The organism is Pedobacter sp. SYP-B3415, from assembly GCF_004138205.1.
Lineage (GTDB): Bacteria > Bacteroidota > Bacteroidia > Sphingobacteriales > Sphingobacteriaceae > Pedobacter.
In genome coordinates this window covers 108,152-128,456 of sequence record NZ_RXNQ01000031.1, presented here as the reverse complement: position 1 = coordinate 128,456, position 20,305 = coordinate 108,152, and the positions used below count along the sequence as shown (strand labels likewise).

Annotated in this window: 18 protein-coding genes; 9 read left to right on the top strand and 9 right to left on the bottom strand. The window is 48.4% G+C overall.

Translation table 11 applies throughout. The annotated features are described in order from the left end of the window. Positions 1-3: 3 nt before the first annotated feature. From mgtE to EJV45_RS10935, 4 genes are all read left to right on the top strand, one after another. Positions 4-1,353 (top strand): magnesium transporter, encoded by a 1,350-nt coding sequence (mgtE, locus tag EJV45_RS10950; protein WP_129715718.1) that lies wholly within the window; start codon positions 4-6, stop codon positions 1,351-1,353. Positions 1,354-1,366: 13 nt separating this feature from the next. Further along, complete coding sequence (gene bioB, locus EJV45_RS10945) at positions 1,367-2,377, top strand: biotin synthase BioB (protein ID WP_129715717.1); 1,011 nt, start codon at positions 1,367-1,369, stop codon at positions 2,375-2,377. Positions 2,378-2,424: 47 nt separating this feature from the next. Next, positions 2,425-4,239, top strand: coding sequence for a M1 family metallopeptidase (locus EJV45_RS10940; RefSeq protein ID WP_240755258.1), 1,815 nt, complete (start codon positions 2,425-2,427; stop codon positions 4,237-4,239). 338 nt (positions 4,240-4,577) lie between these two features. Further along, a complete protein-coding gene (locus EJV45_RS10935) occupies positions 4,578-5,345 on the top strand; it encodes a porin family protein (protein ID WP_129715715.1) in 768 nt (255 codons plus the stop codon). 60 nt (positions 5,346-5,405) lie between these two features. Here EJV45_RS10935 and queG read toward each other — a convergent pair whose 3' ends face one another. Continuing rightward, complete coding sequence (gene queG, locus EJV45_RS10930) at positions 5,406-6,344, bottom strand: tRNA epoxyqueuosine(34) reductase QueG (protein WP_129715714.1); 939 nt, start codon at positions 6,342-6,344, stop codon at positions 5,406-5,408. An 80-nt stretch (positions 6,345-6,424) separates the two neighbouring features. On the opposite strand from queG, the gene EJV45_RS10925 reads away from it, so the two are divergent. Continuing rightward, positions 6,425-6,631, top strand: a complete 207-nt coding sequence (locus EJV45_RS10925; protein ID WP_129715713.1) for a hypothetical protein — start codon at positions 6,425-6,427, stop codon at positions 6,629-6,631. Positions 6,632-6,705: 74 nt separating this feature from the next. Here the strand turns inward: EJV45_RS10925 and EJV45_RS10920 are convergent, their stop codons facing one another. From EJV45_RS10920 to pdxH, 5 genes are all read right to left on the bottom strand, one after another. Then, positions 6,706-8,214 (bottom strand): carbon-nitrogen hydrolase family protein, encoded by a 1,509-nt coding sequence (locus EJV45_RS10920; protein WP_129715712.1) that lies wholly within the window; start codon positions 8,212-8,214, stop codon positions 6,706-6,708. A 102-nt stretch (positions 8,215-8,316) separates the two neighbouring features. After that, on the bottom strand, positions 8,317-9,390 hold the full coding sequence (locus tag EJV45_RS10915; RefSeq protein ID WP_129715711.1) for a Gfo/Idh/MocA family protein: 1,074 nt from the start codon (positions 9,388-9,390) through the stop codon (positions 8,317-8,319). Position 9,391: 1 nt separating this feature from the next. After that, the gene (gene ruvB / locus EJV45_RS10910) at positions 9,392-10,414 is read right to left on the bottom strand and encodes a Holliday junction branch migration DNA helicase RuvB (RefSeq protein WP_129715710.1); all 1,023 of its coding nucleotides are present in this window, start codon (positions 10,412-10,414) and stop codon (positions 9,392-9,394) included. Positions 10,415-10,429: 15 nt separating this feature from the next. Beyond that, positions 10,430-11,326, bottom strand: coding sequence for a 3-hydroxybutyryl-CoA dehydrogenase (locus EJV45_RS10905; RefSeq protein WP_370291347.1), 897 nt, complete (start codon positions 11,324-11,326; stop codon positions 10,430-10,432). Positions 11,327-11,358: 32 nt separating this feature from the next. Then, positions 11,359-12,012 (bottom strand): pyridoxamine 5'-phosphate oxidase, encoded by a 654-nt coding sequence (gene pdxH, locus EJV45_RS10900; RefSeq protein ID WP_129715709.1) that lies wholly within the window; start codon positions 12,010-12,012, stop codon positions 11,359-11,361. Positions 12,013-12,065: 53 nt separating this feature from the next. On the opposite strand from pdxH, the gene EJV45_RS10895 reads away from it, so the two are divergent. The 3 genes from EJV45_RS10895 (at position 12,066) to EJV45_RS10885 (ending at position 13,566) form a co-directional block, all read left to right on the top strand. Continuing rightward, on the top strand, positions 12,066-12,629 hold the full coding sequence (locus EJV45_RS10895; protein ID WP_129715708.1) for a YqgE/AlgH family protein: 564 nt from the start codon (positions 12,066-12,068) through the stop codon (positions 12,627-12,629). Between the two features lie 70 nt (positions 12,630-12,699). After that, the gene (locus EJV45_RS10890) at positions 12,700-13,353 is read left to right on the top strand and encodes a DUF2975 domain-containing protein (protein ID WP_129715707.1); all 654 of its coding nucleotides are present in this window, start codon (positions 12,700-12,702) and stop codon (positions 13,351-13,353) included. A 9-nt stretch (positions 13,354-13,362) separates the two neighbouring features. After that, on the top strand, positions 13,363-13,566 hold the full coding sequence (locus EJV45_RS10885; protein ID WP_129715706.1) for a helix-turn-helix transcriptional regulator: 204 nt from the start codon (positions 13,363-13,365) through the stop codon (positions 13,564-13,566). A gap of 24 nt (positions 13,567-13,590) precedes the next feature. Here the strand turns inward: EJV45_RS10885 and purE are convergent, their stop codons facing one another. Together purE and EJV45_RS10875 are read right to left on the bottom strand one after the other, a co-directional pair. Then, positions 13,591-14,100, bottom strand: coding sequence for a 5-(carboxyamino)imidazole ribonucleotide mutase (gene purE / locus EJV45_RS10880; RefSeq protein WP_129715705.1), 510 nt, complete (start codon positions 14,098-14,100; stop codon positions 13,591-13,593). 6 nt (positions 14,101-14,106) lie between these two features. Then, positions 14,107-15,246: a 5-(carboxyamino)imidazole ribonucleotide synthase gene (locus tag EJV45_RS10875; RefSeq protein WP_129715704.1), complete on the bottom strand. Its 1,140-nt coding sequence runs from the start codon at positions 15,244-15,246 to the stop codon at positions 14,107-14,109. A 54-nt stretch (positions 15,247-15,300) separates the two neighbouring features. Here EJV45_RS10875 and EJV45_RS10870 point away from each other — a divergent pair, with 54 nt between their 5' ends. Continuing rightward, positions 15,301-16,491 (top strand): aminoacetone oxidase family FAD-binding enzyme, encoded by a 1,191-nt coding sequence (locus tag EJV45_RS10870; RefSeq protein ID WP_129715703.1) that lies wholly within the window; start codon positions 15,301-15,303, stop codon positions 16,489-16,491. Between the two features lie 541 nt (positions 16,492-17,032). On the opposite strand, the gene EJV45_RS10865 is transcribed toward EJV45_RS10870, so the two are convergent. Then, a complete protein-coding gene (locus tag EJV45_RS10865; protein WP_129715702.1) occupies positions 17,033-20,278 on the bottom strand; it encodes an amidohydrolase family protein in 3,246 nt (1,081 codons plus the stop codon). Positions 20,279-20,305: the final 27 nt, after the last annotated feature.

The window sequence follows — 20,305 nt, the reverse complement described above, 5'->3', positions numbered from 1 at the left end:
GATATGCAGTCTTTCGAACTTGATAAAAAAGACGTACAAAAAATTAAAGCCGCACTGGCTGAAGGAACCGGTGCGCTTGAAAATCTGCTGCCGGATTATCACCCTTCGGAAATCGCTATCCTGTTTGAGGGCTTAACGAAAGAGGAGCGGGAAACAATTATCAACCTCCTCGACAGCAGTCAGGCCTCTGAAGTGCTGTCTGAAATGGCTGAGGAGACGCACCCTGAAGAACTGCTGCTGACCCTCGATCCGGAAAAACGTACTGGTATTGTTGAAGAACTCGATTACGATGATGCAACCGACCTTATAGCCCAGCTTGATGAGGCTGAACAGAACGAGATTCTCGATGAACTGAACGAAGAGGATGCATCGCATATCCGCTCGCTGTTAAATTATCCGGAAGATACCGCCGGCGGACTTATGAATACCCGGGTGATAAAGATCCCGGAATTGCTGATTAAGAAAGATGCAATTGATGAGATCATTCGTCAGTCTGAAGACATGGAAGAGTTTTATACCGTCTATGTTGTAGATCAGAAAGACATTTTTCAGGGAATTGTTTCTTTGAAGGATATCATAAAATCAAGACCCGAGGCACGTATAGCTGATTTGGTAGTAAAAGATGCGGTTTTTGTGCAGCACGACACTGACCAGGAAGAAGTGGCTCGGCTGATTTCCCAATACAACCTAAGCAGTATTCCGGTGGTAGACCAGCACATGAAACTGCTTGGCCGCGTTACATTTGATGATGTGATCGATGTACTGGAGGAAGAAAATACAGAAGACATTCTGAAAATTTCGGGTGTGTCTGAAGACGAGGAACTAAGCGGTAACTGGAAAGAGGCTGTTAAATCCCGCTTGCCCTGGCTTGTTATCAACCTCGGTACAGCGTTTCTGGCCTCATCGGTGGTGCGGTATTTTGAGCCGACAATTGCCAGGATTGCAGTACTTTCAGCATACATGACCATCATTGCGGGAATGGGCGGAAACGCGGCCACACAAGCGCTCGCAGTGACCGTCCGGCGTATTTCGCTTTATGACCTTACAGATAACCAGGCTTACCGGACCGTGCTGAAGGAGTTCACTGTCGGTCTGATTAACGGCGCGGTGACGGGACTCATTGTTTTTCTGTTTGCCCTGTTTTTCGATGCGAATACCATGTTAGGTCTGGTTATCTTCCTGGCAATGACGGGAAACCTGCTTATCGCCGGCGTTACGGGAGCGGGGATACCGCTTGTTTTAAAGCGCGTGGGTATTGATCCGGCCATTGCTTCTTCAATAATTATTACCACTTTTACCGATGTTTTCGGATTTTTGTTCCTGCTGGGATTAGCCAGCCAGTTATTATTATAGATTCTTAGTTAATATGCATACAACCAGACACGATTGGACCAAAGCGGAAATCGCTGATATCTACCACAGACCATTCCTCGACCTTGTTTACGAAGCTGCCAGCATTCACCGTGCAAATAAAGACTATAACGAGGTGCAGATCAGTTCACTAATCTCTATCAAAACCGGAGGATGTGCTGAAGATTGCGCTTATTGTCCGCAGGCTGCGCGTTACAATACAGATGTAAATGTGCATGCGTTGATGAAGGTAAGCGAGGTGGTCAGTGCAGCTGTCAGGGCTAAAGAGGGTGGAGCCTCCCGTCTTTGTATGGGTGCGGCCTGGCGCGAGGTTCGGGACAACCGCGATTTTGACCGTGTTATAGAAATGGTAAGGGCGGTGAACGATATGGATATGGAGGTTTGCTGCACACTTGGTATGCTTACCGAAAGCCAGGCGCAGCGGTTGGCCGATGCCGGTCTTTATGCCTATAACCATAACCTTGATACTTCTGAAGACGACTACAAACGCATCATCTCTACGCGCACCTATGATGACCGCCTCAATACGATAAAAAATGTCCGCAAAGCCAAACTTACCGTTTGCAGCGGCGGCATTATCGGGCTGGGCGAAACTGTTGAAGACCGGGTTTCCATGTTGCATACACTGGCTAATATGCCGAAGCATCCGGAATCGGTTCCGGTTAATGCTTTGGTTCCGGTTAAAGGTACGCCTCTTGAAGATCAGCCACGTGTTCCCATCTGGGATATGGTGCGCATGATTGCAACGGCGCGGATCGTTATGCCAAACTCGGTTGTACGTCTGTCTGCCGGCCGTACTGAGATGAGCACCCTCGAACAGGCCTTCTGTTTTATGGCAGGAGCCAACTCCATTTTTGCAGGTGATAAATTGCTGACAACGCCAAACCCTGCATTCGTTGATGACATGGCCATGTTTGAACTGCTGGGACTTAAGACGCGCGAAGCCTTTAAAAACGGTCGTCCGGCAGCTGTTCGCAGAGAGGAAGAGGCGCTGCTTAGCGAATAATGAGGCGGGCCTTCGTTTTGTTTATGCTGACAGTGTTCAGCAATATAGTGTCTGCACAGGATTTGCCTGTTGATCCCGCCTTCAGTCGTGCATACCAAAAAGGAACGCGAAGTCCTGACGGAAGACCAGGGAAAGCGTACTGGCAGAACTCGGCAGATTATGATCTGAAAATAGATTTTGATCCCGAAAGCGGCCTGCTGAGCGGCAGGGTCCAGATTAAATATATCAACAACAGCCCGGATACGCTGAGGCAGCTCTGGCTCAAATTGTATCCTAACCTGTATAAAAAGGGTGTGCCGCGCAAGTCGAAAATCGCACCCGCCGATCTTGGCGACGGTGTCAGGCTTACCGCCTTCCAGGTCGAATCAAAGAAACGGGAACTCAGTTCACTTGAGGCAGACGGCACCAACCTGGTTGCAGGAATTGATCCGCTGTTGCCTGGAAAAAGCGTGAAGCTCAGCATTGAGTATAATTACCATGTTAATAAGGGGTCGCATATCCGGACCGGCAGGGTAGATGCCAGCTCCTGGTTTCTGGCTTATTTTTTTCCGCGTATTGCTGTATATGACGATGTAGATGGCTGGAACAAATTACCTTACACCGGCGCGGAGGAGTTTTATAATGATTTTTGCAATTTCAAGGCGGAAATAAAGGTTCCTGCAAATTTCGTTGTATGGGCTACCGGCGATCTTTTAAATGCACAAAAGGTATTCTCGCCCGATGTTACTGCGCGGCTGGCCCAGGCAGAAAAATCTGATCAGACCGTCGATGTCATTTCCGAAGCCGACCTGAAGGCCAGAAAAGTAAGCAGACAGGAAAAAACGCTGACCTACAGGTATGAAGCAAAAAATGTGGTTGATTTTGCCTTTGCCACAAGCGACCATTATTTATGGAAATCAAAAAGTCTGGTTGTTGATTCGGCAAGTGGCAGACGTACACGTGTTGATGCAGCTTTCAATCCGTCACACAAGGATTATTACGAAGTTGTTGATTTTGCGTATCAGACCGTGCAGGCCATGAGTCATCGCTTTCCGAAATGGCCTTATCCTTATGCACACGAAACCGTATTCGACGGCCTGGACCAGATGGAATATCCGATGATGGTTAATGATAATCCGGTAGACAAACGGGAAGATGCAATTACGCTGACAACCCATGAAATTTTTCATACGATGTTTCCATTTTATATGGGAACTAATGAGACCAAACATGGCTGGATGGATGAAGGCTGGGCTACAATCGGCGAATGGCTGATCTCGCCCATGATTGACCCGTCTATAAATGATGACTATGGGATCGCCCCGACCGCCCAAAGCTCGGGCACAAAGAATGACACACCGGTTATTACGCCAACAACGGAGCTTGCCGGCGCGGGCAGTTTCACAAACTCGTACCCGAAGCCAGCGCTGGGTTATCTGTATGTAAAAGAAATGCTTGGCGATTCGTTGTTTACCAAGGCACTTCATCATTATATCAAGACATGGAACGGCAAACATCCTATGCCGCAGGATTTTTTCAACTCCATGAACACTGGCAGCGGCAGGAATCTGAACTGGTTCTGGAAACGTTGGTTCTTCTCTACCGGCGTTACTGATCTGGCCATAAGCGCCGTAACGAAAAGCCCGGCCGGCTACAATGTTTCGGTTGAAAACAAAAGTGATAAGCCGTTGCCCGTTCACCTGCGCATATTTTTTAGCGATGGAACCAGCATCGAGCAGAACCAATCTGTGGCTGTCTGGGAAAGCGGCAGTAGTAAGGTTTCAATCCCTGTTCGTACTGACAAACGTGTTGTCAAAGTGGTGATGGGCAGTACATATGTTCCGGACCGCATGCGGAGTGATAACACATTTATCGTTAACTGACAGCTGCGATTTTGATACGCATGGCGAGCAATGAGAAAAGAATAAAGATGAAGTTCTAAGTTGTAGGTGCTAAGTTGTAAGTCCGGGCGCATAGCCACTTCATGAGACTAAAGAAAAAGGAATAAAGAAGATTGACCGGTGCGCACATACCCCTCGCTCCGCCATAACCACCTGAGGGGTTTGCGCCTCGTCTGTCAAGACTCAAATCTCATATCTCACATCTCTAGCAATTGCACCCTGTCTAAATACGAACTACGAACACCTATATACTAAAGCCACAGCGAACAATCGCGCATAAATCAAACAGATTTATTATCTTTAGTTTAACACGCAAAATCATGAAATCTATTATTAAACGCACGGTTATCGGAGCCGGTATGCTCTGTGGCCTATCATTCTTCTGCCTGCCAGGTTCACTGGCGCAGGAAACACCCGTCCGGTTCGGGATTAAATCAGGTGTGAATTTCTCATTTTTTACACGTCATGTTGATGGTTTTGGCCGCAATGCGCGAACGGACTCCTATAAGTCTGACTACAACACCTTCTTTCGCACCGGCATTCCTGCCGCATTGAACGTAGAATTCAATTTTTCTGAACAGCTGGCCTTTGACATTGAAGCGGCTTACAGTCCGCGGGGGATGGCGTACAGGCAGCCTACCGACTTTTATGTATATGATCAGGATGGCAACAGCAGCCGCGCGCACGATTATTATACATACAGGCTGGAGTTTTTTGAAACGCCTATAACGGTTAAAGTGGCCTTGGGTGGTGTTCCCGAAGACGGACGGCTCAGGGTCTACGCCGGCGTGGCACCGGCATGGCTGTTTGATTATTCGGCCAAACTTACCTTCGACCGTGTAAACGGACAAGCGTATAGCGGCCGTGATTTTGAGTATATGCCTCCGGTAAACCGTTTCAATGTAAGCGCGCTCGGCGGCCTGCAGTGGGTATCTTCCAAGCGGAAACGCGGCGAGCCTTCATTCTTATTCGATTTTCGTACCAGTTATGCCTGGCTGCCCGTATTCCAGGAAAGCCGCAATGCAGATCTTGAGAATTTAAGGACAGGTATGATCACCTTTTCACTTGGTGCCGGGATATTGTTCTAGACGTTTTTTCGCCACGCGAACGGTGCGGTAATCCGGGAGAAATGGTTTGCTGAAAACGCGTTATTGCGCCGGCTTTAGAAAATCTACATTCCGTTTCAATCCGCTGTATTTTGTTCGTTTTACCGCCGAGCCTTTGAAAACCTTTCTGAAAACATCTTCGGTGATTTCAGAAATTTCTGGTCCTGTCAGAGACAACAGCCCCTGGGCCGGCATAAAAGCCTGCTCCTGGTGAATCGTAGAGAACCTGTTCCATGGGCAAACATCCTGGCATATGTCGCAGCCAAACATCCAATTGTCCAGCTTACCCTTGAAGGCTGCAGGTATTTCATTTTTCAGTTCGATCGTCAGGTAAGAAATACAACGGCTGCCATCTACAACATATGGCTCGCTGATGGCGTCAGTCGGGCAGGCATCCATACAGCGCGTGCAGGTACCACAATGATCATTCTTAAAGGGCTGGTCGTAGTCTAGTTCCAGGTCGATGATTAATTCAGCAAGAAAAAAAAATGAGCCTTTTTGCGGACTGATCAGGTTACTGTTTTTACCCTGCCAGCCCAGACCTGAGCGTTTGGCCCAGGCCTTATCCATAACCGGTGCCGAATCAACAAAGGCCCGCCCATCTACCTCGCCGATATTGTTGCGTATAAAGTCTAGCAATGAAAACAGTTTTTCTTTGATCACTGAATGGTAATCTGTTCCATAAGCGTACTTCGAAATTTTTGGTGCCTGTTCATCTGCCTGTTTCTCGTCTGTATAATAATTGAGCGCAAGCGAAACGACTGATTTTGCTCCCGGAACGAGCAGTCGCGGGTCCAGACGCTTATCGAAATGGTTCTCCATATAGGTCATCTCGCCATGGGCATTTCTTTTCAACCACTTTTCCAGTCTTGGCGCCTCTTCTTCGAGAAATGTAGCACGCGCAATACCGCACTGAAAGAAACCGAGTCGGGTAGCTTCAGCTTTGATCATTGCGGTGTACGAGCTGCTGTTCTGTGCCATTGCAGCTGCAAAGTTAAAGCTAAAATCCAAACCATTTAACATCTCTGTTGTTATTCAGACATCAAACTAATCATAACGTTATGGAAAATACAGATCCGCAACACCAGCATGGCGAACATACGCCGCCACCGGTTGAGCAAGATTATAGCAAACATGAAAGCAACCCGGGCCCGTCAAAAGAGGCCGTTCAGGAGAGCAACAGCAACGGTGCCGGCCCCGTATTAAGGTGGATTATTCCGATCCTGGTCGTAGCCCTGCTTGTCTGGTGGTTCCTGATCAAAAAATAATTTGTGTGTTTTAAATTTAAGAGGCCTGGCAGATTTGCCAGGCCTTCTTTTTTGCTACCGGCAATGGCCGGTGTTTATTTAAGCAGTTTTACCTGATAGAGGTCTCTTCGCCTGTCTTTGAGGATTTTGACGGTACCAAAGTGATGTAGCTCATCAAGCAGATGCAGGTCGACATCTGCAACCAGCATCATTTCTGTATTCGGCGTCGTCTCAGCCTTGATGCCATTTGTAGGGAAAGCAAAGTCAGACGGTGTAAATACAGCCGACTGGGCAAACTGGATGTCCATGTTGTTCACCTTGGGTAAATTACCCACGCAACCGGCAATCGCTACATAACATTCATTTTCAATGGCCCGGGCCTGCGCGCAGTGACGAACACGCGTATAACCGTTTTGTGTATCTGTCAGGAATGGCACAAAAAGCAGCTGCATGCCCTGGTCTGCATAGAGGCGGCTCAATTCAGGAAATTCGACATCATAGCAGATCAGGATACCTACTTTGCCGCAATCGGTATCGAAAACCTGGATCTTGTTTCCGCCGGTCATTCCGTAATACTTTTGCTCATTCGGCGTAATGTGAATCTTTCTGTACTCATCAATTTTGCCGCTGCGGTGACACAGGTAAGTGGCATTATACAGTTTATTGTCTTCCAGAAGCGGCATGCTGCCTGATATAATGTTTACGTTGTACGAAACCGCCAGGGCATGCATCTTGTTAACAATTTCATCTGTTTTTTCCGATAGCCTGCGCATTGCCTCCATCTCGCCAAGATGATTGTATGGCTGTAACAGTGGTGTATTGAAAAACTCCGGGAACATGATAAAGTCAGACTTGTATCCGCTTACGGCGTCGACAAAAAACTCGACCTGCTCATAAAAACTCTCCATGTCCGGGAACAGACGCATTTGCCACTGTACCAGTCCAAGCCGGATGGTTTTTGCCGAGCGCGCTGAGGCCTCGATGCCCTGATAATAAATGTTGTTCCATTCTATCAGGGTAGCAAACTCTTTAGACTCGTGATCACCGGGAAGATAGTTTCGAAGTACTTTCCGGACGTGAAAGTCATTCGACAACTGAAACGTAAGGGTAGGGTCGTAGATCTCTTTTGTCCGAACCTTTGCAATGTATTCACGCGGCGTGAGCGTTCCGGCGTATTCATGGTAGCCGGGTATGCGCCCGCCGGCGATGATACTTTTAAGGTTCAGGCTTTCACAAAGTTCTTTTCTGGCTTCGTATAAGCGGCGGCCAAGCCTCAGGCCGCGGTGTTCAGGATGCACGAAGATTTCTATGCCATACAACGTATCGCCGGTAGGATCATGCGTTGAAAAAGTATAACTTCCGGTAATGTTATTGTAGGTATGTTTGTCTCCATATTCATCATAGTCTACAATGATCGAAAGGGCACAGGCAACAACTTTATCATTTACGGTTATACATAACTGGCCTTCGGGAAATATGCTGATCAGTTTCGAGATGCTCCCTTTTGACCACGTTTGTCCCCCCATCGTATCATATGCCTGCAGCATAGATTCTTTCAGGTCAGCATAATCCTCGAGCGTAAGTTTTCTGAGTTCAATATTCATAAGCTTGTTTCTTATGCGCAGATTCACTGCGCCTTGCTCAGGAAACAAGCAGAAGATCGCTTTGTTGGGATGAACAGGAAATAAGTATGATCTGATGGCGTGCTACAGCACAACACGCCGCTTTTCTTTCGCTGCCCGTTTGGCGGCATCAAGAATGCGCATGACAGTCATGTTATAGTTCAGCGAAGAGGGGTCATTCTGTCCTGTGATCTTTCCGCTTAATACGGCATTCAGATAACTGAAGGGATTATCAAGCGGCGCAGGCAGTGCCTCGGCTCGGGTCGAACCGGTTCGGTTACCAATGCGCTGGGCAACCTGATCCTTATCGCGTGCGTGGTAATATCCTTTATCGCCAAAAACTTCAAGATCCTTGATGTCGAAGGGCCAGTTCCAGGAGCCTTCGATAAAACCCGTTGCCGTACGGTATTCTACCATGACAGAAGCGTCATCGTCAACTTTCGGGTAAATTTGGGGCTTATAGGTCTTTGTTACTGCCGTTACAGCGATGGGTTCTTCACCATTCATCAGCCAGGTCATCAGGTCAGCACCGTAACATCCAAAATCATTCAGCGCACCTGCGCCGTTCATAACCGGGTCGGTAAGCCAGGCCAGAAATTCTTTGCTGCAGCCAATTTCCTGCGGACCCCGGTGACCATCATGGGCTACCATTTTCCGGATTGTACCGATATTACCTGATCTGATGTCGTCATGAACTTTTTTCAGACTTGGGTACCAGGTAGTTTCATAGTTGGTAAGCAGGTTGATCTTATGTTTACGCGCTAACTGTTCCATTTCCTTTGCCTGCGCCAGGGTGGCCGCCAGTGGCTTTTCTACCATGACAGAAATGCCCAGGGGTGCGCAAATTCTCACTAAATCGACATGTTGGGCTACCGGGTTGTATCCAAGCACGGCCTGCGGACGCTCTTTTTTCAACAGCTCTTTCAGATCAGCATAAAAGAGGGTTTCCGGAAGTTTGTACATCGCCGCGTATTTTTTACGCAGCTCAGCGTTTGTTTCTGCAATGCCGATGATGTCAATACGTCCCTTGCCGTATTCCCGCAAGACAAGGTGAATGTGGTCGTGACTCAGACCTGCAATGGCAACGCGGGCGGGCTTATCCTGCGCCCGGCTCTGGAGTCCGATTAAAACCAATACAAGGGCAAGCAGTTTTTTCATTTTAAAAAAGTGTAGGTGATGAACCGCGGCGGTTTAGTCCGAGGTGTTTATAAGCATTATCTGTCGCTTCCCGGCCACGCGAGGTACGCATAAGATACCCTTCCTGTATAAGAAACGGTTCATAGACCTCTTCGATGGTGCCTTCGTCCTCACCAACAGCCGTAGCTATCGTTTTCAAACCTACCGGGCCACCCTTGAACTTTTCAATGATCGTAGTCAGGATCTTGTTATCCATCTCATCAAGGCCATGTTCGTCAACGTTTAAGGCGTTGAGCGCAAAACTGGCGATGCTGGTATCAATGCTGCCGTTGCCTTTTACCTGTGCAAAATCGCGTGTTCGGCGCAGCAGCGCATTGGCTATACGCGGCGTACCCCGGCTTCGTCTCGCTATCTCGTATGCGCCTTCTTCGGTTATCGGAGTTCGCAAAATTTCGGCCGATCTTAAGATGATAGTAGTTAACAATTTAGCATCGTAATACTGAAGCCGCGAGTTAATGCCGAAACGTGCCCTGAGGGGAGCCGTCAACAGGCCCGAGCGGGTAGTGGCACCCACAAGCGTAAACGGATTAAGTGAAATCTGAACCGAACGTGCATTTGGCCCGGTCTCAAGCATAATGTCAATCTTAAAGTCCTCCATAGCAGAATACAGGTACTCTTCTACAAGGGGACTGAGGCGGTGAATTTCGTCGATGAACAGGATGTCGCCGCTATCAAGATTAGTAAGCAGACCCGCCAGGTCGCCGGGTTTATCGAGCACCGGACCGGATGTAATTTTGATGCCGGCGCCCATTTCATTTGCAATGATATGCGACAAAGTGGTCTTGCCAAGACCCGGAGGGCCATGCAGCAAAACATGGTCGAGAGCTTCGCCACGCATTTTTGCCGCCTGGACAAAAACTTTGAGGTTCTGCATGACCTTTTCCTGTCCGGTAAAATCTTCGAAGGCCTGCGGGCGCAGCACTTTTTCTACATCACGTTCGGCAGGGCTCAGGTTAGATGCTTCCGGATCCAGGTTTTCATTCATCTGTTAAAGGTAAGGCTATTTTTGAAATTTGGCAGCAACCACGAGTGCTTTCGAGCCCGCCGTATAGGTATAAAAACCCTCGCCGCTTTTCGCGCCTTTTTTTCCTGCGAGCACCATGTTAACAAGGAGGGGGCAAGGCGCGTATTTCGGATTGCCAAAACCCTGATGCAGTACACGGAGTATCGCCAGGCAGACGTCAAGACCGATGAAATCAGCAAGCTGCAGCGGACCCATCGGGTGTGCCATGCCCAGCCGCATCACCGTATCAATCTCTTCCACACCGGCCACACCCTCGTAAAGCGTGTAGATCGCTTCGTTTATCATCGGCATCAGAATGCGGTTGGCAACAAAGCCCGGGTAGTCGTTTACTTCAACCGGCGACTTCTCCAGGGTACGGGAAAGTTCCATAATCCGTTCAGTCGTTTCATCGCTTGTGCCATATCCGCGTATCACTTCGACAAGTTTCATAACGGGTACAGGATTCATGAAATGCATGCCGATCACTTTATCAGGTCGCGAAGTGGCGCCGGCAATTTTTGTAATCGAGATAGAAGACGTATTGGATGCGAGAATGGCATCAGCGGGAGCGAGCCTGTCTAATTCGCCAAAGATTGCAAGTTTAAGTTCCTCATTCTCTGTAGCGGCCTCGACTACTAGATCTGCATGCGCTACGCCCGGACCATTTTCTGTAAAGGTGCTTATGCGCGCCAGTGTTTGTGTCTTTTGGTCGGGGGTCAGCGTGCCTTTGCTGACCTGCCGGTCGAGGTTGCGGCCTATCGTATCTAATGCCCGGTCTAACGCCTCTCGGCTGATATCGACCAGTGAAACCAGGAAGCCATATTGCGCAAAAGTATGCGCAATACCATTGCCCATCGTACCTGAGCCAATAACGCTTATGTTTTTAATTTCCATCATGGAATCGAGTTGCTTTTGTGTCTCTGTTGTCAAGGCGCGAGCCGGTTTTTTACCCAGATGCCATTATCCATCAGCCGGTAGGCGATACGGTCGTGCAGACGGCTGGAACGTCCCTGCCAGAATTCCATGTAGTCTGGTTTAAGCCGGTAACCGCCCCATTCAATCGGCCTTGGTACATCCTGATCCTCAAACTGCCGGGTAAGCACGTTTACCTGTTCTTCAAGAAACTCACGGTTTGGAATAACGCGGCTCTGTGGAGATGCCGCTGCGCCGATCTGGCTTCCGCGTGGCCGCGACTGAAAGTACTGGTCTGAAAGCGTCTCTTCAACCCTGGTAACAGAACCCTCGATCCGCACCTGACGCTCAAGCTCTGACCAAAAAAACAGAAGCGCAGCCTGTGGGTTCTCCGCGAGGTGATCTGCCTTATGACTTTGATAGTTCGTGTAAAAAACAAAGCCTTTTTCATCAAAACCTTTCAGTAGTAGGATACGTGCAGATGGCCGTCCCTGTGCATTCGCAGTTGCAAGTGTCATGACGTTTGGCTCATAAATATTGGCCTGAACGGCGTTTTCAAACCATTTTGCAAACTGCACAACCGGATTTGCTTCTGTGTCTTTTTCTTCCAGGCTGGCATTCCGGTAATCCTGACGCAGGTTCTGGATAAATTCTGTGGTAATCTGCATGCAACAAAACTACGTTTATTTGGTTATATATTTACAACCACAATCGAACCCGCATGCTTAGTAAACTATCTCCCCAAGCCGGCAGAATCCTCATTTCCGAACCTTTTATGATGGATCCCAACTTCAAACGTTCCGTTGTTTTGCTCGCCGAGCATACAGAAGAAGGAACACTCGGTTACGTCCTGAACCAGATGAGCAACCTGGAGATTAGCGATGTGGTGAGCGATTTTGCACCGGCGCATCATCCGGTTTTTATCGGCGGGCCGGTTGGTCAGGACACATTACATTTTGTGCATCGCTGTTATGACCTGCTGCAAAGCGGAAACGATCTCGGCAACGGTCTTTACTGGGGCGGGAATTTTGAAACACTTACAATTCTCCTGCAAAACAACGCAATCCCAGAAGATCAGATCCGGTTTTTTCTTGGTTATTCTGGTTGGGGTGCAGAACAATTGCATGATGAAATCGAGCAGAATACCTGGATTGTCGGCAACGTTTCAAACCCGGATATCTTGTTTAATGAAGATATGGAGCGCTTATGGAAAGAGGTTGTAATCGATATGGGGCCGAAATATGCGCACGTAAGTAATTTTCCAAGTGACCCAAGTCTAAATTGATTTTAAAATAAATCGATAAATATTAGTTGTTTTATTTTAAATTTTGTAGGTTTGATGAAAGCCTTACAAGATGAATAAAACCCAGTCTATCTTGCTTCGCGTATTGTATGCGCTAAGCAATTTCGCAGTTGTTGTGTATGTGATCGCATTTGTTGTCAATGTCCTGACATCTGCCTCACCGGCAACATCGAAGGCGATCAAAAGCTTTCAGTTGGAAGATATCAACGTTACCAGGAGACAACATCAGGAACTGACCCCGAGCCAGACGCTTGAAGGGTGGTTCAAAAACAACGTTATTGTGCACGAATACAAGCGCGGGACGGTGCACCTGCGATTCAGAAGCTGGAACGAACTGATGTCTTTTCCGGCGGTAAGTTTTCAGCTGGGGTGGTTATTATACTGGCTGATCATAGGCCTGGTGGTGCTGGGCGTGCGCCAGCTACTTGCTGCCCTGCGAAAAAATATGATCTTTACACGCCGGAATATTTTATGGCTGCAGGTTATCGGGTTCAGTCTGATCGCTCTTCCCTTATCAGGCTGGCTGATGAAAGAGCTATTTATTCACTGCATCAGCGAAATGGGCATGAACGATTCGGGTTACCTGCTGCACAATGCCTCCCGGTTCACATCGTCAGAAACGATCTGGGGAAGTATTTTGCTTGTCATTGCATTCGTTTTTAGGACGGGTGCGCAATTGAAGGAAGAAAATGAGTCTTTTGTATAACCGAACTGTATGCCAATCATAATCAACCTTGACGTCATGCTGGCCAAACGAAAAATGTCGCTCACCGAACTTTCGGCGAAGGTGGGTCTTACCATCGTCAACCTTTCCATACTAAAAACCGGCAAAGCAAAAGGTGTTCGTTTTGATACGCTTGAGGCGATTTGTAAGGCGCTTGACTGCAAGCCCGGCGATATTATTGATATTGCCGATTAACAACTGCGGTCAGATTCAGATCCGTCAGGCTTTCGCCTCAACCTCAGCGGCACTCTCTTCAATCTTCTTTTTCAGGTCGTCTTTGTATTGCTGAAAAGCAGCCGACAGGCTTTCATCGGCAGTGGCCAGGATCTGCGTGGCAAGAAGACCGGCGTTTTTTGCGGCATTCAGCGCAACTGTGGCAACGGGAATCCCATTCGGCATTTGCAGGATGGAGAGAATGCTGTCCCAACCATCAATTGAGTTTGACGATTTTACCGGAACGCCGATCACGGGAAGCGTCGTGATAGAGGCAACCATTCCGGGAAGGTGCGCAGCTCCACCGGCGCCGGCAATGATCACTTTGATACCGCGGGAGGAAGCATGCTTAGCATATTCGAACATACGCTCGGGTGTGCGGTGCGCCGAAACGACTGTAATCTCGTAGGCGATGCCAAATTCCCGTAACACATCCGCCGCATCCTGCATGATGTTCAGGTCAGATTTACTGCCCATGATAATACCTACCTTCGGTTGCACTTCTTGCTGCTCCATATATATTTAGCTGATAACTTTTAGTGTTTGCTGCACATAACGTGCTTTTTCGATTGCCTTGTCACGATTCTGGTCGACCACCGTTACGTGACCCATTTTTCTGAAGGGTTTAGTGTATTTTTTTCCGTAGAGGTGTACGTAAACGCCCTCAATAGCAAGGACACGCTCAAGGTCCTGGTAAACTGCCAGTCCTTCATGTTTCTTTTCGCCAAGCAGATTGATCATCACAGCATTGCTGAGCGACCGTGTATCGCCGGGAGGCAAATTAAAAATAGCGCGCAGGTGCTGGGCAAACTGCGATGTGTAATTGCCTTCAATTGAATGGTGACCGCTGTTGTGGGGACGTGGTGCGAGCTCGTTTACCAGGATGTCGCCGTCATGCGTAATAAACATTTCTACGGCTAGCAGTCCGGTGATGTTCAATGCGGTAGCAATACTTACAGCTATCTTCTCGGCTTTTTGCTGAATGGCCTCAGGATAGGTAGATGGCGAAATCAAGAACTCAACCAGGTTGGCTTCTTTGTTGAACTCCATCTCGACAACCGGGAAGGTCTTAATGTCACCATTCGGATTCCGGGAAACAATTACCGCAATTTCCTTTTCGAAATTTACCAGGGCCTCTGCCAGCATCGGTGCATCAAATGTATTGTCTATATCCTCAGGTCCGCTGACAAGCATCACACCTTTGCCGTCATACCCGTCACGCCGCTGTTTAACTATATAGGGAAATGAAAAAGCACAGCTGTGCAGGTCTTCCTTCGAACCGATCAGTTGAAAGGGAGCCGTCGGGATATCGTTTTCTTTAAAAAACTGTTTTTGAATGCCTTTATCCTGAATCAGGCGGATGACGCGTGGCTGCGGATAAACAACTTTGCCTTCGCGTTCGAGCTGCTCAAGCGCCTCGATGTTTACCTTCTCGATCTCAATTGTAATGATGTCTGCTTTTTTACCGAATTGATACACCGTATCAAAGTCGGTGATAGATCCGCACTCGAATTTATGTGCTATATCTTTGCAGGGAGCATCGTGATCAGGGTCAAGGACATGGGTAACCAGGTTGTAATTAATGGCTTCCTGTATTAACATGCGGCCAAGCTGCCCGCCGCCCAGAATGCCCAATTTTAAATCACTGATCTGTTTTGCCATAAGGTAAGGAAAGTATGCTAATTTTGCTCAAAAATAAGAATATTTAGGAAATAGATGGTTGCAGATGCGATAATTGTGGGGGCCGGGGCCTGCGGACTGATGTGCGCTGTCCAGGCCGGATTTCTTGGTAAGAAGGCTATTTTGCTTGAGAAAAACAAGCAACCCGGCGCAAAAATCCTGATCTCGGGCGGCGGACGCTGCAATTATACCAACCTTTATACAACGGCCGATCAGTTTATTTCTGCCAATCCGCACTTTGTAAAGTATGCGCTCAACCAGTGGACTGTTGACGATACGGTCTCTTTTTTTGAAACCTATGGCATTTCCGGTTCAGAGAAAACGCTTGGCCAGCTGTTTCCGGAAAACGGGAATGCAAAAGATGTTGTGCGCATGTTTACCCAGCTTTGCAATGACCTGGGGCAGGAAATTCGCTGCCGCTCTGAAGTAAAAGACATCAGGCAGATTGACGGTGGTTTTGAGGTCGATTATGATCAGGATGGAAATGCTGTTACTTTACGTACGCCTAAAGTTGTGATTGCCTCCGGCGGATTGCCAATCCCTAAAATGGGCGCAAGCGATTTCGGGCTTCGTTACGCGCGTAGGCAGGCGATTAATATCATCGAAACTTCCCCTGCATTGGTGCCCCTTACCATTACCGGAAAGGATGAATCCTGGTACGCCCAGCTTTCCGGAAATTCGGTTTTTGCAGCAGTCAGCAACGGGCGCGCCGATTTTGAAGAAAACATTTTGTTTACACACTGGGGCCTTAGCGGACCGGCTATTTTACAGATTTCCTCGTACTGGCAACGGGGTGAAACAATTACAATCGACCTGCTGCCCGGCCGGGACGCAAACGCATTGCTAAGTGAAGCCCGGCGAACTTCAGGCAGCATGCTGTTGTCTGCCTTTTTGCAGCAGTTTGTTACCCGGCGGTTTAGTGAAGCGCTTGGCAGGTTTTTGCCGCTCGAAAAAACGGTCGCCTCACTAACAAAAGACGAGATCGCAAAAACAGAAGAAACGTTACACCGTTTTCAGGTCAAACCTGCGGGCGACAAGGGCTACGACAAAGCTGAAGTCATGCGCGGCGGAATAGATACGAACGAGTTATCGACTAAAACGCTTGAGTGCAAAAAGATACCTGGCCTTTACTTTGGCGGTGAGTGTGTTGATGTAACGGGCTGGTTAGGGGGGTATAATTTTCAATGGGCCTGGGCCAGTGGCTTTTTGATTGCGCAGGATATCTGAGTTAAGTTGTAAGTTTTAAGTAGTAAGTTCTAAGCGCATTTCTTCGAGATTTGAGATGTGAGATGTGAGTCTTGAGACATGATAGTATTTAGGTGTTCGTAATTCGTATTTAGACGTGACGCATACCTTTCATGGCGCATGACCGGATCTGCGCCGTGGTCATTCTTCCTCTTTCTTTTTTCTTTGGTCTCCCTGCGCAAACGGTCGTCGCTGCTTCAAGCAGGAGATCCCTCGCCGTTGCGTTCCCGGAAAAAAAGGAATTGCGTAAACGCGCTTCGGGATGACGGCGTGGGGCATGGGCAGTGAATTATGGCGATATGAGAATTGACGTCTGAGTCCTGACATGCGCAAAACCCCTCGGCCGGTTATGGCATATTGAGGGGGTATGCGCCCAGACTTAGAACTTAATACCTACAACTTAGAACTCCATCTTTTCTTTTTTTGCTCGCCCTGCGCGCCCAGACTTTAAACTTTTTACTTTCAACTTTCAACTCAACGAGGGCAATCGTTTTTCTTTATCCCTTTTCCCCTGATTAATTCCTTAATCGCAATGCGGTACCGTGTACGTCCAGGTTTCGATGTTGCCCTGTGGATATGATAACGACACATTCCGGTCGTTTTCGAACCACAGTTTGCCGCGTACTTTTTCGCGGAGACCGGTTTCGTTCAGGGTCATGCTGTCGTAAAGGCGACCATTGATCATAACATATTTGATCTTTTCCGAATTGCGGATATCCTCCAGCGGATTGGCATCCATGATGATCAGGTCTGCAAGTTTGCCGTTTTCAAGCGAACCAAGTTCTTTTTGCATGCCAAGATAGGTTGCGCCATTCAGTGTGGCCGCCCGCAGGGCCTGCATCGGGCTCATTCCGCCCTGAACAAGCATCCACAGCTCCCAGTGTGCACCCAGGCCCTGAATTTGTCCGTGGGCACCCAGATTGACCCTTGTTCCGCCATCGGCAATTTTCTTTACTGCCTTTGCAACATCAATGTGCCCATAATCTGCATACTCAGAAGTGGTTCGACGCCTTGCTCTCGAATCTACAATCCCTCTTGGGGTGAAGGCCATTAAGCGCTCATTTTCCCATACATTGGTACGGTCGTACCAATAGTTTTCTCCCCACTGGCTGCCGTAACTTACAATCAGCGTTGGGGTATAGGCTACCTCCGTTTTGTTCCAGAACTGCGCTACATCATTATATACAGGTACAATCGGAATGGAATGTTCTATGCCTGTATGACCGTCTGCCACCATGTTCATATTGGTAAAGAACGTGGATCCGCCTTCGGGAACCACTTCCATTTTCAGCTGTCTCGCAGCCTCAAGGATCTGCTGCCGCTGTTCGCGCCTCGGCTGGTTGTACGATTTGACCGAAAACGCACCAACAGCTTTGAGCCTCCTCAGGTGTGAAAGGGCATCATCAAGACTGTTTATGGTCACCTTGAAATCACCGTCGGCGCCATAAAGAATGGATCCGGTAGAGTAGACCCGCGGACCAATCATTCGGCCGGTCTTGAGCATTTCGCTCTGGCTGAACACCATTTCTGTATTGCTAGACGGATCATGGGCAGTTGTTACGCCAAACGCCAGGTTAGCCAGATACGACCAGTCTGTTTGCGGCGATATGCCGTCCGGGCTGGTGCGCAGATGTGCATGCACGTCGACTATGCCCGGAACAATCGTCTTACCGCTTACATCGACAACTTTTGTCTTCTCAGGAATGGCAACATCAGCAGTTTTTCCCAACTGTCTGATGCGGTTGTTCTCAATCAGGATGGTTCCGTCTTCAATGACCTGGTCGCCCTTCATGGTTACGATCCGTGCACCTTTGAGCGCGATCAGGCCTGTTGGCATATCAGCCTTCAGTTTAAGTCCAAGTTCAATTCCGGTTGTATCAGGAGCTGCCACCTGTGCCTGTCCGCCATCTGCAAAGGCAAAGATTTTTGATAATTCACGGCTAAAGTATTTAGGTCCCAGTGTCCACATCAGTTTTTTGCTGTCTCCGCTCCAATGGATGTAACTTCCAGCATCTTTCGTAATCCTGCTTACAGGAATGCTTTTGTTTGCTGATGAGAGATCGAGCGCCGAGCCGATCGTAACAAGCGGCGTTACGTATACATTGAAAAACTCGGTGAAGGCCAGCCATTTCCCATCCGGACTCGGCAAAAACTGTGTGGTATATGTAGACGTGTAGTGTGTGCGCTCATCAGCGCCATTCACATCTACGCTTTTCAGCGCCTTTTTACCGTCGCTGTAGCCCTGGAAATATATCCGGGTGTCATCAGCACTAAACTGGGGCCGGATACCGCTTTCGCTGATCAGCCGTATGCCTTCGCCATTCGCATTCATAATAAATATTCCCGTGTTGCGACCATAACTCAGTCCGAGTGTCTCATTGCCAACGCCCTTGCGAAACACAATGCGATCGCCTTTTGCAGCGTATTGCGGCGAGTAATAATATCCTTTCTCAGTAGTCAATGCGGTGACTTTCCCGGTACGGAGATCTGCCCGCTTGATAGCCCCTTTTAATTCGTCGCTCCAGCTTGCAAAAACAACAGATTTGCCATCCGGACTAAATGCGGGCTCAAACTCAAACTCTGCAGACCTGGTAAGGCGCTCAGGTGTTCCGTTCGGAAGTTCTTTTTTATATAAATACCCTGCAGCGTTAAACACAACGGTCTTACCATCAGGCGATGTGGCAAGCTGGCGAATCATTTTTATGTCGACCTCATCATTGAAAACCTGCTGGGGAAAATGCAGTGCTTCCTGTATGGTTTGAACACAATTTGCGCTGAAAGGAATTTCCTGTACCTGGAAGCCATTGATGCTGCTTTTTCTTATCTTTCCTTTAGCATAAAAAACAAGATTCTTTGAATCCGGTGTCCAGGCAAAGTTGGGGTAAACGCCGAAAATTGCCCATGTTTCCTGCTGGTCGCGCGACAGGTCATCATAGACCTGCCATTCTTCACCGGTTTGGATGTTCTGCACAAACAGTACCGATTTGAGTCTGACGCGGCGGACGTAGGCCATCAGTCTACCATCAGGGGAAACCTGTGGTCTGGCCGCACCGCCCTGCACATTGATAAAATCGCGCAACCGGCCGGTCTTCAGGTCAAGGCGCCTGATGGCATAAATGGTTCCGTTCGGATCTTTGCTGTATTCAAAGTTTGGTCCGGGACTCACGTCCTCACTAAAGTAAAGATAACGCCCATCAGGCGAAATATCAGGTTCGCCGGCATCCTGCTGGTCGTTTTTCTTTTTTGTCAGCTGCACGCCCTCGCCGCCAAAAATACTGTACATCCACATTTCGCCTGCGCCAAGCGAGCGACTTGCGGTAAAGTGTTTACGGGCTACGATATATTGACTGTTCGGCATCCAGGTAGCATTGTTCAGGAGCCGGAAGGTTTCTTTTGTTATCTGCTTTTTATCAGCTCCGTCGCGGTTCATAATCCAGATGTTGTCTGCACCGCTCTTATCACTTGTAAATGAGATGTATTTGCCGTCAGGGCTAAACCGTGGCTGGACATCCCATGCCGGTCCGCCGGTTAACAGCCGTGCGGTTCCGCCGGCAGCGGGCATCACATAAATATCACCCAGCAGGTCAAAGACTATCTCACTGCCGTCGGGGCTCATATCCAGGTTCATCCAGGTTCCTTCATTTGTGTTGACCGTGATCTTTTTGGTCGGACCTTTGTATTTTTCAATATCCCAGGGAGTTTGTTTAACCTGCGCCAGGTTTAAAAATGGAAGAAAAAGAAAGATAAGTATGAATAGTTTTCTGAGCATATGCCGGGTTTTAAACGGCGCAATTTA

Excerpts from the sequence above, each read along its gene's own strand:
- mgtE (WP_129715718.1), top strand. The coding sequence starts at position 4 with ATGCAGTCTTTCGAACTTGATAAAAAAGACGTACAAAAAATTAAAGCC.
- bioB (WP_129715717.1), top strand. The coding sequence starts at position 1,367 with ATGCATACAACCAGACACGATTGGACCAAAGCGGAAATCGCTGATATC.
- purE (WP_129715705.1), bottom strand. The coding sequence starts at position 14,100 with ATGGAGCAGCAAGAAGTGCAACCGAAGGTAGGTATTATCATGGGCAGT.
- EJV45_RS10870 (WP_129715703.1), top strand. The coding sequence starts at position 15,301 with ATGGTTGCAGATGCGATAATTGTGGGGGCCGGGGCCTGCGGACTGATG.
- queG (WP_129715714.1), bottom strand. The coding sequence starts at position 6,344 with ATGGCACAGAACAGCAGCTCGTACACCGCAATGATCAAAGCTGAAGCT.
- EJV45_RS10895 (WP_129715708.1), top strand. The coding sequence starts at position 12,066 with ATGCTTAGTAAACTATCTCCCCAAGCCGGCAGAATCCTCATTTCCGAA.
- EJV45_RS10865 (WP_129715702.1), bottom strand. The coding sequence starts at position 20,278 with ATGCTCAGAAAACTATTCATACTTATCTTTCTTTTTCTTCCATTTTTA.
- EJV45_RS10925 (WP_129715713.1), top strand. The coding sequence starts at position 6,425 with ATGGAAAATACAGATCCGCAACACCAGCATGGCGAACATACGCCGCCA.
- EJV45_RS10905 (WP_370291347.1), bottom strand. The coding sequence starts at position 11,326 with ATGGAAATTAAAAACATAAGCGTTATTGGCTCAGGTACGATGGGCAAT.
- EJV45_RS10890 (WP_129715707.1), top strand. The coding sequence starts at position 12,700 with ATGAATAAAACCCAGTCTATCTTGCTTCGCGTATTGTATGCGCTAAGC.
- EJV45_RS10920 (WP_129715712.1), bottom strand. The coding sequence starts at position 8,214 with ATGAATATTGAACTCAGAAAACTTACGCTCGAGGATTATGCTGACCTG.
- EJV45_RS10915 (WP_129715711.1), bottom strand. The coding sequence starts at position 9,390 with ATGAAAAAACTGCTTGCCCTTGTATTGGTTTTAATCGGACTCCAGAGC.
- EJV45_RS10885 (WP_129715706.1), top strand. The coding sequence starts at position 13,363 with ATGCCAATCATAATCAACCTTGACGTCATGCTGGCCAAACGAAAAATG.
- ruvB (WP_129715710.1), bottom strand. The coding sequence starts at position 10,414 with ATGAATGAAAACCTGGATCCGGAAGCATCTAACCTGAGCCCTGCCGAA.
- EJV45_RS10875 (WP_129715704.1), bottom strand. The coding sequence starts at position 15,246 with ATGGCAAAACAGATCAGTGATTTAAAATTGGGCATTCTGGGCGGCGGG.
- EJV45_RS10935 (WP_129715715.1), top strand. The coding sequence starts at position 4,578 with ATGAAATCTATTATTAAACGCACGGTTATCGGAGCCGGTATGCTCTGT.
- pdxH (WP_129715709.1), bottom strand. The coding sequence starts at position 12,012 with ATGCAGATTACCACAGAATTTATCCAGAACCTGCGTCAGGATTACCGG.